We start from the raw sequence: 12,772 nt of genomic DNA on the forward strand, positions 1-12,772 counted from the left end.
GATCCCCGCGGGGTGTGAGAAGAGGCGTCAGCATGGAATTTCCGATCAGCCGCGGCATCGGGGCACGGTTCGAGTACCTCGACGAGGCCGGCTCCACCAACGATGTGCTGGTGACCCGGGCCACGGGCCCTGATGCGTCGGCCTGGCCCGACCTGTCGGTCATCGTCACCGACAACCAGACCAGCGGCCGCGGACGGCTCGGCCGCACCTGGCTGGCGCCCAGCGGCAAATCGCTGGCCATCTCGGTGCTGCTGCGACCACGGCTGGAGAGCGGCCGGCTGCCGCCGAACCGGTACGGCTGGTTTCCCCTGCTCGCCGGCGCGGCCATGACCCAGGCCGTGCGTTCGGTCGTGCAGGCCGCGGCGCCGCCGCCCGGCGACGAGGAGGCACCCCGGCACGAGGTGACGCTGAAGTGGCCCAACGACGTGCTCATCGACGGCTACAAGGTCTCCGGCATCCTTTCGGAGCTGTTGCCGGATGCCAGCGGCCTGTGCATCGGCACCGGACTGAACCTGAGCCTGGACGAGCACGACCTGCCCACCCTCACGTCCACCTCGCTGATGCTCGTCACCGGTAGCATCCCGAACGCCGACGAGGTGCTCGCCGCGTACCTCGACGCGCTGCGGAGCCTCACCGCGAACTTCCTCGCCGCCGGGGCGGATCCCGTGGCCAGCGGCCTGCACGCCGAGGTGTCCGCCCTGTGCGGCACCCTGGGCGCCGCGGTGCGCGTCGAACTGCCCGGTGGGCAGGACCTGGTGGGCACCGCCGTCGGGCTGGACGGGGACGGCCGGCTGATCGTGGAAGACCAGACGAACGGCGAACTACAGGCCGTCGCCGCGGGGGACGTGACCCATCTGCGGTACTGAATCTGAGGTATTAATGGGTATATGACCAACCCAGCGCAAGTGATGCCCGGCGTGCCGACGACGGCGCCAGAGGTGGTCATCGCCCGGCTCCGCTCGCACGCCAGGGCGCTGTTCTGGCCCACCCTGTTCCTGATCGGCGCGTGCGGCGTGACCGGCTACTACTCCGGAAGCCTGGCCGAGCCGTGGCAGAACGTGATGCTCCTGGTCGGCGCCGGCCTGGTCGTCGTGCTGCTCTGGTTGTTGCCGCTGGTGTCCTGGCTCACCCGGCGGTACACGGTGACCAGCCGCCGGATCATCTTCGTGCACGGCATCTTCGTGCACGAGCGGCAGGAACTGCTGCACAGCAGGGGCTACGACGTCACCGTGCGCAAGAACTGGCTGCAGTCGCTGTTTCGGTCCGGGACGGTGCGGATCAATTCGGGGCTGGAACAGCCGTTGTCGCTGCGGGACGTGCCGGACGCCGACCTCGTGCAGCAGGTGCTGCAGGACCTGATGGAGCAGTCACAGAGCGTGATGGCCTCGCGCCGGCAGGAGCAGTCAGCGCTCGGTGACGAATTCGGCCTCCGCGCGGGACTGTAGCCGCAGCGCTGCCGTGCTGGTGGTCACCGGACCGGTGGCCGCCGTGCCGGTGGGCACCGCAGTGGCGTCCCGGCGGGACGGTGAGAAGACCCAGTACCTGTACAGGGTGAAGCGGAAGACGGCTCCGAGCAGCAGGCCGATCACGTTCGAGGAGATGTTGTCGGCGATGACGCTGGTGTACCCGAGAACGTAGTGGCTCACCCACAGGCAGGCCAGCCCGATTCCCATACCGACGAGGCTGACCGCGAAGAACTCCAGGCCCTCACGCAGGGTCTGTGACCGGCGGTCCTTCGAAAAGGTCCAGTACCGGTTGCCGACCCAGTTGGCCAGGATGGCGAGGACCGTCGAGACGACCTTCGCCCAGATCGGGCCGGAGGCGAGGGCCTCTGGGGAGAAGACGGTGGCCCGCAGCAGATTGAACACTGTGATGTCCACCGCGAAGCCGACGAGTCCGACCATGCCGAACTTCGCGAGCTGGGTCGCGAACGCCAGCACCCGGTACCTGCTGAAGGTTGTTCTCGACATGCATCCGTCCGGCCGATAGGTGAAAATGGAACGTGTAGCGAGAAAACGCGCTTCTCTCGCAGTCTACGTCCCGGCATATTCCTCATCCTGGGAGTTCCCGGCCCCTCGGATGAACGGTCGCACAGAAATTGGTGAACAAATGAGAACGATCGTTGGTGTGATCGGCGGAGGCCAATTGGCCCGCATGATGATCCCCGCCGCGGTGAACCTCGGCCTCGACCTCCGGGTCCTGGCCGAGGCCGACGGAATGTCCGCGCACCTCGCCGCGGTGTCGGTGGGGGACTACCGCGACCTGGCCACCGTCCTCGCCTTCGCCGAGACCGTCGACGTGGTGACCTTCGACCACGAACACGTTCCGCAAGTGATCCTCCGCGAACTGGTGAACCGGGGCATCAGCGTGCACCCCGGACCCGACGCGTTGCTCTACGCCCAGGACAAGCTGCTCATGCGGGAACGCCTGACCGAGCTGGGCCTGCCCGTCCCCGACTGGGCGCGGGTGGCCGACGCGGACGCTCTGGCGCAGTTCCTCGCCGATCACGGTGGCCGGGCCGTCGTGAAGACAGCCAGGGGCGGCTACGACGGCAAGGGGGTGCGCGTGGTGTCCCACGCCCACGAGGCCGACGACTGGTTCCTCGCGCTCGCCGAAGACGCCAACGGCGGCGACCTGTTGGTCGAGGAGCTCGTCGACTTCCGCCGCGAACTAGCCCAGGTCGTCGCGCGACGCCCGTCCGGTGAGATCGCGATCTGGCCCGTCGTCGAGACCGTGCAGCAGAACGGCGTCTGCGCCGAGGTCATCGCGCCGGCACCGAAGTCGGCCGGCCGGCTCAGCGCGCTCGCCGCCGACATCGCCGAGCGGGTGGCCGAGGGCATCGGTGTCACCGGGGTGCTCGCCGTGGAACTCTTCGAAACCACCGACGGCCGGTTGCTGGTCAACGAGCTCGCGATGCGGCCGCACAACAGCGGTCACTGGTCGATCGACGGCTCCACCACGAGTCAGTTCGAACAGCACCTGCGAGCAGTGCTCGACCTGCCGCTGGGCGACACGGCGCTCCGGGACCCCTGGTCGGTGATGGTCAACGTCCTCGGCGGCCCCGCCGAGGGAAGCATGGCGGCCCGGTACCCGGCCGCGTTCGCCGAGCAGCCGACGGTCAAGGTGCACAACTACGGCAAGGACCCCCGCCCCGGACGTAAGATCGGCCACGTGACGGCATCCGGGCCCGATCTGGACTCGGTCAGCTACCAGGCGCGTGCCACTGCGGCATATTTTCAGGACTAAAGCCTAAGATCGTCACCGTGCCAGACAACCTCGCGACTCCCGCCCCCGAGTCCGCCCCCTCCTCAGCCGCGCTCGTCGGCGTCGTGATGGGGTCGGACTCCGACTGGAACGTCATGAGCGACGCCGCGGCCATGCTGGCCGAATTCGGTGTCGCCCACGAGGTGCAGGTGGTCTCAGCGCACCGCACGCCGGAAAGGATGATGCGCTACGGCGCCGAAGCCTGGGGCCGCGGCCTCAAGGTGATCATCGCCGGCGCCGGCGGCGCCGCACACCTGCCGGGCATGCTCGCCGCGGTCACCACGCTTCCCGTCGTGGGCGTTCCGGTGCCGCTGGGCCGCCTGGACGGCCTGGACTCACTGCTATCGATCGTGCAGATGCCGGCCGGCGTTCCCGTCGCGACGGTCTCGATCGGCGGCGCGCGCAACGCGGCCCTGATCGCCATCAAGATCCTGGCGACGGCGGATGACGCGCTGCGCCTCAAGCTGCAAGGCTACGCCGACCAGCTGGCCGAGCAGGTGGAGCAGAAGAACACGGCCCTGCAAGCGAAACTATGACGAGCGCCAGCAGCCCGATCCGGCACCCGAATTCCGGCTCCAGGCAGGTCATGACCCGCCGGGCCTGGTGGCTCGTGGTCCTCAACATCCTTCTGCCCGGCTCCGCCCAGGTACTCGCGGGAAGCCGCGGCCTCGGCCGGTTCGGACTGCGCGCCAGCCTGAGTCTGCTCGGCCTCGGCGTGATCGCCGGCATCGTCTACGCGCTGAACCCCGAGATCCTGCTCACCGTGGCCACCAACTCGATCGGACTGTGGATCCTCGCCATCGTGATGGTGTTCTACGCCCTGGTCTGGGTGGTCCTGACATTCGACACCATCCGGTTGACCCGCCTCGTGAAGGCCCGGCCCAAGGCCCGGCCGTTCATCGCCGGACTGGCGACAGTGGTGATGGTCACTGTGGCCGGAACCGCCTCCTACGGCGCCTACGTTGCCACGACGGCCAGCGGGTTCCTGTCGTCGGTGTTCGCGTCCGGCCCGTCGGAGCCGCCGGTCGACGGCCGGTACAACATCATGCTGCTCGGCGGCGACGCCGGTTCCGACCGGTTGGGCATGCGCCCGGACAGCACCTCGGTGGTCAGCATCGACGCCGAGACCGGCAAGGCCGACATCATCGGCATCCCTCGCGACCTCGAGTACGTGCCGTTCCCGGAGGATTCCCCCCTGTACGCCTCGTACCCGGACGGCTACGGCTACGACGGCGTCTGCGATGTGGACGTCTGCCAGCTCAACTCGATCTACACCGAGGTGGAGCTCAAGAGCCCGGAGATGTACCCCAACGCGGTGGCCGAGGGCAGCGAACCCGGCATCGAGGCCATGCGTGACGCCGCCAGCGGCGTCACCGGGCTCACCATCCAGTACTACGTGCTCATCGACATGCAGGGCTTCTCCCAGCTCATCGACGCCCTCGGCGGCGTGGACATCACCGTGGCGGAGCGGCTGCCCATCGGCGGTCAGGAAGACGACCTCAGCGACGTGGAAGGCTGGGTGGAGGCCGGTCCGCAGCACATGGACGGTTTCACCGCCCTGTGGTACGGTCGCGCCAGGCACGGCACCAGTGACTACGACCGGATGTCCCGCCAGCGGGTTCTGCAGGAGGCGATCCTGCAGCAGTTCAACCCGGGCAACGTCCTCACCAAGTTCCAGGGTGTGGCCCAGGCCGGCCAGGAGGTCGTCAAGACCGACGTGCCCCAGGGCATGCTCGGCTACTTCACCCGCCTCGCGGCCAAGACCAAGGAACTCCCGGTGGGCGCCGTCGAACTGGTGCCGGCCAACAACGTGGACCCGACAGACCCCGACTACGACTACATCGCCGGCCTGATCGACGCCGCGCTGAACCCGGTCACAGAGACCCCCGCACCCTGACCCTGAGCCGTTGATCGGGCCCGATGGGCTCAGAGGTCGGCGTGCAACTGCCAGACGCGTTCGGCGGTGTCCCGCCAGCTGAACGCCCTGGCCCTGTCGCCGCCGAAGATGCGCAACCTGTCGGCGAGGGCGGTGTCGCCAAGCACCCGGTCCAGGGCGGCGGCGAGCCGATCGGGGTAGCCCGCCGGGTCGTCACGCTCCACCACGAAGCCCGCATCGCCGGCGGCCTCGACCAGGGCCGGCGCATCCGAGTGGATCACCGGGGTGCCGAAGTGGAAAGCCTGGATGATCGGCAGGCCGAAGCCCTCCTCGAGGCTGGGGTAGACGAAGACCGACGCCCGCGAGATCACCAGGGCGAGCTGCTGGTCGGTCAGGCCGTCCAGCGCGCGCACCCGGTCGGGGGCGAGGCCGGCCTCGTCGGCCACCGACGCGAGTGTCAGCTCACCCCAGGAATCCGGTCCGACAACAAGAAGCGGCAGCTCCGCGGCGCCCGGACGGCCCAGGGCCGTGATGAGGGCGGTGACGGCGCGGCGCGGTTCCAGGGTGCCGGCGGTGAGGATGTACTCGTCGGGCAGCCCCAGGGCCACGGCCATGGCTTCGGCGGCGGCGGAATTCGTCGGCAGCACCAGGCCGCTGCTGACGGCCCCGCCGATCACCCGCACCCTGTCGCCGAAGTCCATGATCTCGCCGAGCTGGTCGGCGAGGGCGTGGCTGGGCACCACGATGGCGTCGGCGTGCTTGCGGGCGCGTTTGAGCATCAGCTTGGTTCGGGAGACGGTGGTCGGGGTCAACGACTCCGGATGCGTCCAGGCGAGCACGTCGTGCACCGTCACGGCGACCTGGGTCTCGTCCCTGGCCCTGTCGTGCCGGTGCAGCGGAGCGAACAGGCCGGGGGCGTGCACGAGGCCGCGGCCGGCCGAGGTCGCCACACCGAGCTGCCAGGCCGCGGCGAGTTCGCGGCGCGCCAGTGACATCTTGTGCAGGCCCGCCAGGCCGGGCAGGGCGTCGGTGATCTGGTCGTAGTGCTCCGCCGAGGTGGCCGAGACGATGCCTTCGACCGCACAGTCGGTTGGCGCCGTGGCGATCAGCGACCGGGTGAGTTCCTCGGTGTACCGGCCGAGCCCGCCGGGAACGGGCGAGACCATCTGGTCGACGATGACCCGGAGGGTGATCATGACGGGGTGAAAGCGCCGTGGGTCGAGGCGTCCTCGAGGGCCTCGGTCCAGGGCCGCATCGGGGCCAGGCCGGCAGCGGACCAGGCGTCGTGCCCGAGTACCGAGTACGACGGTCGTGGTGCCGGACGCACGAACGTGCGGCCGTCGGTGGGCAGCACCCGGTCAGGGTCCAGGCCCGCGTTGGCGAACACGGCCCTGGCGAACCCGAACCAGTTCGTCTGCCCGGCGTTGGTGCCGTGGTAGATGCCGGCTGGCGCGTCGGCGTCGAGCATCGCCACGATCTGGCGGGCCAGGTCGACGGTCCAGGTGGGTTGGCCGAACTGGTCGGCGACGACGGAGACGGTGTCCCGGCCCGCGGCGAGGGTGAGCATGGTGCGGCCGAAGTTGGGGCCGTGTGCGCCATAGAGCCACGCGGTGCGCACGATGTAGCTGCCGGCGGGATTCTCGGTGAGCACGAACTGTTCACCGGCGGCCTTGGTGCGGCCGTACGCGTTGAGCGGGTCGATCGCGGTGTCTTCGGGGTACGGCGTGCTGCCGGTGCCGTCGAAGACGTAGTCGGTGGAGATCTGCACGAGCTTCGCACCGCTGGCGGCGGCCGCGATCGCGAGGTTGCGCGGGCCGATGGCGTTCACCGCATACGCGGCGGCCTCGTTCTCCTCCGCCGCGTCCACCGCGGTGTACGCGGCGGCGTTGATGATCACGTCGTGGCCGGTGACGGCCTTCTGAACGGCGGCGAGGTCGGTGATGTCCAGCTCGCTGCGGTCCACGGCCGTGACATCACGGTCGGAGAGGGCGTCCTGCAGGTCGCGGCCGAGCATCCCGGCCGCGCCGGCGATCAGATAACGGGTCATGTCAGCAGGCTCAGCTCAACGCCGCGCGGGCCTTGAGGGGTTCCCACCAGGAGCGGTTGTCGCGGTACCACTGCACCACGTCGGCCAGGCCCTTCTCGAAGGGCACCTCGGGGGAGTAGCCGAGTTCGGCCTGGATCTTGGAGATGTCCACGGAGTAGCGCAGGTCGTGGCCGAGACGGTCGGCGACCCGGTCCACGTAGGACCAGTCCTTGCCGGTGGCGTCCAGCAGCAGCTGAGTGAGCTCGACGTTGGTCAGCTCGGTACCGCCGCCGATGTTGTAGATCTCGCCGGCGCGGCCGGAGACCAGCACCATCGCGATGGCGCGGGTGTGGTCGTCCACGTGCAGCCAGTCACGGATGTTGTTGCCCTCGCCGTAGAGGGGAACGTGCAGGTCGTCGATGAGGTTGGTTACGAACAGCGGGATGACCTTCTCGGGGAAGTGGTACGGGCCGTAGTTGTTCGAGCACCGGGTGATCGACACGTTCAGGCCGTGGGTGCGGTGGTAGCTGCGGGCGAGCAGGTCGCTGCCGGCCTTCGACGCGGAGTACGGCGAGTTGGGCTCGAGGGCGCGCTCCTCGTTCCAGGAGCCTTCGGCGATGGAGCCGTAGACCTCGTCGGTGGACACGTGCACGAACCTGGGCAGGTTGTTACGCAGTGCCGCGTCGAGCAGCTGCTGGGTGCCGAGCACGTTGGTCTCGACGAAGATCGAGGCGTCCCGCACGGAGCGGTCCACGTGGGATTCCGCGGCGAAGTGCACCACGGCGTCGAGGCCCGGGAACAGGGTGTCCAGCAGAGCGCCGTCGCGGATGTCGCCCTCGACGAAGGTGTAGCGGTCGGAATCGGCCACGGGGGCCAGGTTCTCCAGGTTGCCGGAGTAGGTGAGGGCGTCCAGGACGACGACTTCGGCGCCTTCCAGGCCCGGGTAAGCGTCCTGCAGGGTGCGACGAACAAAGTTCGAGCCGATGAACCCGGCTCCGCCGGTGACGAGGATCTTCATATATATACGTGACCATTCCGTTTGCGTAAAGGTGCCTCCGCGATTCTACTGGACACGCCTTGCTAGGCTGGCAAACGTGCAGATTCGTGAACTCTCCGTCCCCGATTCCTACGAGGTGACCCCCAAGCAGTTCGGGGACGACCGGGGAGTCTTCCTCGAGTGGTACCGCTTCGACAAGTTGTCCGAGGCGGTCGGGCACCCGCTGGACCTGCGTCAGGCCAACACCAGCATGTCCAGCCGCGGCGTCGTGCGCGGCATCCACTTCGCAGACATCCCGCCGGGCCAGGCCAAGTACGTCACCGCCACGCACGGTGCGATCATCGACTTCGTCGTCGACATCCGGGTCGGTTCGCCCACCTTCGGCCAGTGGGACTCCGTACTGCTGGACGACGTCGACCGTAAGGCCGTCTACATCTCCGAGGGCCTCGGCCACGCTTTCGTCGCCCTGACCGACAAGGCCACCGTGAGCTACCTGGTCTCCTCCACCTACACCGCCGGCGCCGAGCACGGGATCAACCCGCTCGATGACGAGGTCGGCCTGATCTTCCCGTCCTCGGCCGGAGAGCTGCTGCTCTCCCCGAAAGACACCGACGCACCCAGCCTCGCCGAGGCCGCCGCGAGCGGACTGCTGCCCACCTGGGACGCCGCCCGCGCCTACTACCAGTCGCTCAACGAACGGAACTAGACCATGCGCGGAATCATTCTCGCCGGAGGCTCAGGAACCCGCCTCTGGCCGATCACCAAGGGCATCTCCAAGCAGTTGATGCCCATCTACGACAAGCCGATGATCTACTACCCCCTCTCGACGCTGATGATGGCCGGTATCCGCGAGGTGCTCATCATCACCACCCCCGAGTACAACGACCAGTTCAAGGCCCTCCTCGGCGACGGCAGCGAGCTCGGCCTCCGCCTCGAATACGCCGTGCAGCCCTCCCCGGACGGCCTCGCGCAGGCGTTCACCATCGGTGAGGACTTCATCGGCGATGACAGCGTCGCCCTGGTGCTGGGCGACAACATCTTCCACGGCGCCGGCCTGGGCTCGGCGCTCCGCAACAACGCCGACATCGACGGCGCCCTGATCTTCGCGTACCACGTGTCCAACCCCACCTCCTATGGAGTCGTGGAGTTCGACGACGACTTCACCGCCGTGTCGATCGAAGAGAAGCCGACCAAGCCCAAGAGCAACTACGCCGTGCCCGGACTGTACTTCTACGACAACTCCGTCGTCGAGATCGCCAAGTCCATCGAACCCAGCGCCCGCGGCGAGCTGGAGATCTCCACCGTCAACGAGCGCTACCTCAACCAGGGCAACCTGCACGTGCAGGTCCTGGACCGCGGCACCGCCTGGCTGGACACCGGCACCTTCGAATCGATGATGCAGGCCTCCGAATACGTGCGCGTCATCGAAGACCGCCAGGGCCACAAGATCGGCTGCATCGAAGAGATCGCCTGGCGCGCCGGCTGGATCGACGACGCCCAGCTGAGCCGTCTCGCCGCCCCGCTCGCCAAGAGCGGTTACGGCGTCTACCTGAACGGGCTGCTCAAGACCGACTAACAGCCGGCCGAATCACGGCTAAAGGCCCCATGGATGAGTTCCATGGGGCCTTTTGCGGCATCTGGACGACGGCGCCGCCTGGGCGGGGTGTCAGCCGCCGGACTGGATGTGGGCGAGGACGTCGTCCATGGTGGCCTTGATCCCCGCGGGCAGACTGGTCAGCTGCCGCCGGTCCAGGTCGGGCCACACCGTCGAGGTGATACGCAGATCCAGGCCCTGCATCGAGGCCTCGGCCGAGTAGCCCAGCATCACGTTCGGCTGGCCCTTGGCGAGGCTGCGGATCTGGCCGAGCAGGTTGCTGATCGTCACGGCCTGACCCGAGGCGAGGTTCTTGATCACCTCGGTGCGTCCGGTGGCGGCGGTGACCTCGAGCAGCCTGGCGACGCAGTCCACGACGAGTTCGGCGCAGTCACGCACGAAAATGTAGTCCCGCATGGTCTCCAGCGGCACGAAGATCGACGCCGGCTTGGGTGAGAACTGGGCCTTGGCCAGGTGCGAGATCAGGCCCTGCATCTTGCCCAGCTTCTGGCCGGGCCCGTACAGGTTCGCGATCCGGCCGGCGAGCACCGAGACCCCGCTGGCCCGGGAGAAGGCGAACAGGCTCGCCTCGGCGTCGAGCTTGAACCGTCCGTAGCCCGAGATCGGCACCGGTGCGCTGTTTTCGTTGAACGGCGGATGCGCCGAACCGCCGTACACGCCGCCGGCCGAGGACGCGTAGAACACGGCGCCGGCGCCGGAGGTGCCCTGGTGGGCGGCGGCGGTACCGACAGCGTCCAGCACCAGGCGCAGCTGACGCAGTTCCCGATCGATCGCAGCCGGGGGTGTGGAGGTGACGGCGTTTCCGGCCAGCCAGAGCACCGCCCAGTTCGTGCGCTCGGTTGCGGCGGTCTCGAGCAGCCGGGCGGCGGTCGCCGCGGCGGCGGCCGCCAGGGCGTCGTCATCGGCCCACGGCAGCGGTTCTGCGTTCAGCAGCACCCAGCCGGGGCGACGGCTGATCGCGGCGGCCGTGGCGCCGCCGAGCAGGCCGCGGGCCCCGATCACCCAGACGTAGGTGGTCACTTGGCCGCTTTGCGCGTCCGCCCGAGAGGCCCATCCGCCGGGTCGGTCGTGATGAGGTACGGCGGCTTGCCCATGGCCATGTTCACGTTGATGCCGATGTACTCGGCGATGATGCCCAGGGAGAACAGGATGAACCCCGCGCTCAGCAGCACCAGGACGCTCAGCGACGCCCAGCCCTGGATGGCGATGTCGCCGGCGAGGCGCTGGATGAAGATGACGACAGCGAAGATCACACCGATCACGGCAAAGATGACGCCGAGGCCGCTGACGATCCGCAGCCCCCTCGTGCCGGTGGTGAGGATCATGCGCCAGAAGTGCGAGAACAGTCGTCGGGCCGAATAGCCGGAGCTGCGTTCACCTTCCTCGCGCAGTTCGACCGGGGAGGTCGTGACGCGGGAGGCGACCCAGCCGATGGCGACGTCGAGGTAGACCCCGGAGCCGGCGTAGGCGGCGACGCTGCGCCCGATGTTGCCCAGCATCAGCCGGTAGCTCTGGTAGTCGGCGGCCGCGCCGGTGCCGGACAGCTTGGTGAGCAGGTATTTCGCGGTCTTCGAGGCCGCGTTGCGCACGGGGCCGTGCGGGGCCGGGTTGGTCGGCTTGGCGTAGACGACGCTGGCCTGCTCGCGCATGGCGGTGTCGAGCATCCCGCCGATGGCGCGGGGGTCGTGCTGGCCGTCCTCGTCGAGGGTGACGATCCAGTCGCCGCCGGAGGACGCCATGCCGGCGAGGGTCGCCGCGTGCTGGCCGAAGTTCTTGCTCAGCCAGATGCCGCGGGCGAACGGGAACCTGTCGGTGACGCTGCGGATGATCGACGCCGAGTCGTCCGGACCGTGGTCGAAGACCAGCAGGACCTCTTCGACCTGGAAGCTGTAGCCATCAGGGGTGATGCTCAGCCGGGTGAGCGGTTCGATCTCCTCGAGAACGCCGGTGAGGGTACGTTCTCCCTGATAGACGGGGATGACGATCGAGATGCTGTGGTCGGCGACGTCGGGTTCTGCAGAGGGGAGTGTCACGGGTTCAGAACCTATCACACGGGCCGTTTCGTCGGCCGGGTCAGTTGGCTGCGGCATCCGTCGTCACCGCCTTGGACATGCGACGGCCGAGCCAGATGTAGGCGAGCCGGCGCACCTGGGCCATCACCCTGGCGCGGGTGTTGCCGATCCGCCGGTCGGTGCTGGACACGACGTCGGGGCGAGTCTTGGCCATCCAGTTGTGGAAGCCGATAGCCTGCTCGGCCTGCTCGGCGACCAGGCGCACGCTCCACTGGCTGTCGGAGATGCGGAAGCCGGCCAGGCTGCCGGGTACGCCGACGAACTTTCCCTCGAGCAGGACCATCGAATAAGAGGTCTCGTCGATCAGGTACGGCCAGCGCGAATCCCACCAGCCCACCTTCTCCAGAACGCTCCGGCGCATCATCACGCAGCCGGGTTCGCCGAAGATGTTGGTGCCCTGGGTGATGGTCTTCCGCACGGCGACGGCGCCGTCGTGCACACCGATCAGGCCGGCCAGGCCACGGTTCTTCAGCACCGGTGCGCCGTTGGCGTCGACGATGTCACGCGGGGAGGCGGTCAGCACGGCGCCGGGCTCGTTCATGAGCGCGGCAACCTGCTGGGCGACGATGGTGGGGTAGAGCAGGTCGTCGCCGCAGACGAGTTTGATCAGCTCGCCGGTGGCCGCCTGGCTCACTCGGTTCCAGTTGCGCAGCGCCCCGCCGCCACCCTCGGTGTGCAGCAGGGTGACGCGAGGGTCGGCGCTGTAACGCTGCATGACGGCCCAGGTGTCGTCGATGGACGCGTGGTCGGAGACGATCACCTCGAGGTTGGTATACGTCTGGCCGAGCACGCTCTTCATGGTCTCGTCGAGGTAGTCCGCGTTGTTGTAGGCGGGGATGACGATCGAGACGAGAGGCTGATCATCAGGGAACGTCGCATCGTGTGTCATAAGTTAAGTGTGACTCGCATCCTTCGTAGTGCT

Annotated in this window: 14 protein-coding genes; 7 read left to right on the top strand and 7 right to left on the bottom strand. The window is 68.3% G+C overall.

What is annotated here, in order from left to right:
• Positions 1–32: 32 nt before the first annotated feature.
• Both E3O60_RS17520 and E3O60_RS17525 read left to right on the top strand, forming a co-directional pair.
• The gene (locus E3O60_RS17520) at positions 33–866 is read left to right on the top strand and encodes a biotin--[acetyl-CoA-carboxylase] ligase (RefSeq protein ID WP_088455264.1); all 834 of its coding nucleotides are present in this window, start codon (positions 33–35) and stop codon (positions 864–866) included.
• A gap of 21 nt (positions 867–887) precedes the next feature.
• The gene (locus E3O60_RS17525; protein ID WP_240632371.1) at positions 888–1,445 is read left to right on the top strand and encodes a PH domain-containing protein; all 558 of its coding nucleotides are present in this window, start codon (positions 888–890) and stop codon (positions 1,443–1,445) included.
• Here the strand turns inward: E3O60_RS17525 and E3O60_RS17530 are convergent.
• A complete protein-coding gene (locus E3O60_RS17530) occupies positions 1,404–1,970 on the bottom strand; it encodes a GtrA family protein (protein ID WP_088455265.1) in 567 nt (188 codons plus the stop codon). The genes E3O60_RS17525 and E3O60_RS17530 overlap by 42 nt on opposite strands.
• 139 nt (positions 1,971–2,109) lie before the next feature.
• On the opposite strand from E3O60_RS17530, the gene E3O60_RS17535 reads away from it, so the two are divergent.
• Genes E3O60_RS17535 through E3O60_RS17545 form a run of 3 tightly spaced genes read left to right on the top strand, consistent with a single transcriptional unit; the run spans position 2,110 to position 5,161 of the window.
• The gene (locus E3O60_RS17535) at positions 2,110–3,246 is read left to right on the top strand and encodes a 5-(carboxyamino)imidazole ribonucleotide synthase (protein ID WP_088455266.1); all 1,137 of its coding nucleotides are present in this window, start codon (positions 2,110–2,112) and stop codon (positions 3,244–3,246) included.
• An 8-nt stretch (positions 3,247–3,254) separates the two neighbouring features.
• Positions 3,255–3,800: a 5-(carboxyamino)imidazole ribonucleotide mutase gene (purE, locus tag E3O60_RS17540; RefSeq protein ID WP_370448678.1), complete on the top strand. Its 546-nt coding sequence runs from the start codon at positions 3,255–3,257 to the stop codon at positions 3,798–3,800.
• The gene (locus E3O60_RS17545) at positions 3,797–5,161 is read left to right on the top strand and encodes an LCP family protein (protein ID WP_134498799.1); all 1,365 of its coding nucleotides are present in this window, start codon (positions 3,797–3,799) and stop codon (positions 5,159–5,161) included. Before purE ends, E3O60_RS17545 begins: the two co-directional genes overlap by 4 nt.
• A gap of 29 nt (positions 5,162–5,190) precedes the next feature.
• Here E3O60_RS17545 and E3O60_RS17550 read toward each other — a convergent pair whose 3' ends face one another.
• Genes E3O60_RS17550 through rfbB form a run of 3 tightly spaced genes read right to left on the bottom strand, consistent with a single transcriptional unit; the run spans position 5,191 to position 8,184 of the window.
• Complete coding sequence (locus E3O60_RS17550; RefSeq protein WP_134498801.1) at positions 5,191–6,336, bottom strand: glycosyltransferase family 1 protein; 1,146 nt, start codon at positions 6,334–6,336, stop codon at positions 5,191–5,193.
• Positions 6,333–7,187 (bottom strand): dTDP-4-dehydrorhamnose reductase, encoded by an 855-nt coding sequence (gene rfbD / locus E3O60_RS17555; protein ID WP_088455269.1) that lies wholly within the window; start codon positions 7,185–7,187, stop codon positions 6,333–6,335. The genes E3O60_RS17550 and rfbD overlap by 4 nt, the downstream gene beginning before the upstream one ends.
• A gap of 10 nt (positions 7,188–7,197) precedes the next feature.
• Positions 7,198–8,184 (bottom strand): dTDP-glucose 4,6-dehydratase, encoded by a 987-nt coding sequence (gene rfbB / locus E3O60_RS17560; RefSeq protein WP_088455270.1) that lies wholly within the window; start codon positions 8,182–8,184, stop codon positions 7,198–7,200.
• Between the two features lie 76 nt (positions 8,185–8,260).
• Between rfbB and E3O60_RS17565 the strand changes: the two genes are divergently transcribed.
• Both E3O60_RS17565 and rfbA read left to right on the top strand, forming a co-directional pair.
• A complete protein-coding gene (locus E3O60_RS17565) occupies positions 8,261–8,869 on the top strand; it encodes a dTDP-4-dehydrorhamnose 3,5-epimerase family protein (protein WP_134498803.1) in 609 nt (202 codons plus the stop codon).
• Between the two features lie 3 nt (positions 8,870–8,872).
• A complete protein-coding gene (rfbA, locus tag E3O60_RS17570; RefSeq protein ID WP_088455272.1) occupies positions 8,873–9,739 on the top strand; it encodes a glucose-1-phosphate thymidylyltransferase RfbA in 867 nt (288 codons plus the stop codon).
• A gap of 90 nt (positions 9,740–9,829) precedes the next feature.
• Here rfbA and E3O60_RS17575 read toward each other — a convergent pair whose 3' ends face one another.
• The 3 genes from E3O60_RS17575 to E3O60_RS17585 are packed head-to-tail and all read right to left on the bottom strand — an operon-like array spanning position 9,830 to position 12,739.
• On the bottom strand, positions 9,830–10,798 hold the full coding sequence (locus tag E3O60_RS17575; protein WP_134409459.1) for an NAD-dependent epimerase/dehydratase family protein: 969 nt from the start codon (positions 10,796–10,798) through the stop codon (positions 9,830–9,832).
• Positions 10,795–11,811 carry a glycosyltransferase gene (locus E3O60_RS17580; protein ID WP_241980336.1) on the bottom strand — a complete coding sequence of 339 codons (1,017 nt, stop codon included), beginning with the start codon at positions 11,809–11,811 and terminating at the stop codon, positions 10,795–10,797. The genes E3O60_RS17575 and E3O60_RS17580 overlap by 4 nt, the downstream gene beginning before the upstream one ends.
• A gap of 40 nt (positions 11,812–11,851) precedes the next feature.
• Positions 11,852–12,739 carry a glycosyltransferase family A protein gene (locus E3O60_RS17585; RefSeq protein ID WP_088455274.1) on the bottom strand — a complete coding sequence of 296 codons (888 nt, stop codon included), beginning with the start codon at positions 12,737–12,739 and terminating at the stop codon, positions 11,852–11,854.
• Positions 12,740–12,772: the final 33 nt, after the last annotated feature.

Source organism: Cryobacterium sp. TMB1-7 (assembly GCF_004402435.1).
Lineage (GTDB): Bacteria > Actinomycetota > Actinomycetes > Actinomycetales > Microbacteriaceae > Cryobacterium > Cryobacterium zongtaii.

What these genes read in the sequence shown, in the direction of transcription:
- E3O60_RS17520 (WP_088455264.1), top strand. Translation starts at nt 33, where the DNA reads ATGGAATTTCCGATCAGCCGCGGCATCGGGGCACGGTTCGAGTACCTC.
- E3O60_RS17525 (WP_240632371.1), top strand. Translation starts at nt 888, where the DNA reads ATGACCAACCCAGCGCAAGTGATGCCCGGCGTGCCGACGACGGCGCCA.
- E3O60_RS17530 (WP_088455265.1), bottom strand. Translation starts at nt 1,970, where the DNA reads ATGTCGAGAACAACCTTCAGCAGGTACCGGGTGCTGGCGTTCGCGACC.
- E3O60_RS17535 (WP_088455266.1), top strand. Translation starts at nt 2,110, where the DNA reads ATGAGAACGATCGTTGGTGTGATCGGCGGAGGCCAATTGGCCCGCATG.
- E3O60_RS17545 (WP_134498799.1), top strand. Translation starts at nt 3,797, where the DNA reads ATGACGAGCGCCAGCAGCCCGATCCGGCACCCGAATTCCGGCTCCAGG.
- E3O60_RS17550 (WP_134498801.1), bottom strand. Translation starts at nt 6,336, where the DNA reads ATGATCACCCTCCGGGTCATCGTCGACCAGATGGTCTCGCCCGTTCCC.
- rfbD (WP_088455269.1), bottom strand. Translation starts at nt 7,187, where the DNA reads ATGACCCGTTATCTGATCGCCGGCGCGGCCGGGATGCTCGGCCGCGAC.
- rfbB (WP_088455270.1), bottom strand. Translation starts at nt 8,184, where the DNA reads ATGAAGATCCTCGTCACCGGCGGAGCCGGGTTCATCGGCTCGAACTTT.
- rfbA (WP_088455272.1), top strand. Translation starts at nt 8,873, where the DNA reads ATGCGCGGAATCATTCTCGCCGGAGGCTCAGGAACCCGCCTCTGGCCG.
- E3O60_RS17585 (WP_088455274.1), bottom strand. Translation starts at nt 12,739, where the DNA reads ATGACACACGATGCGACGTTCCCTGATGATCAGCCTCTCGTCTCGATC.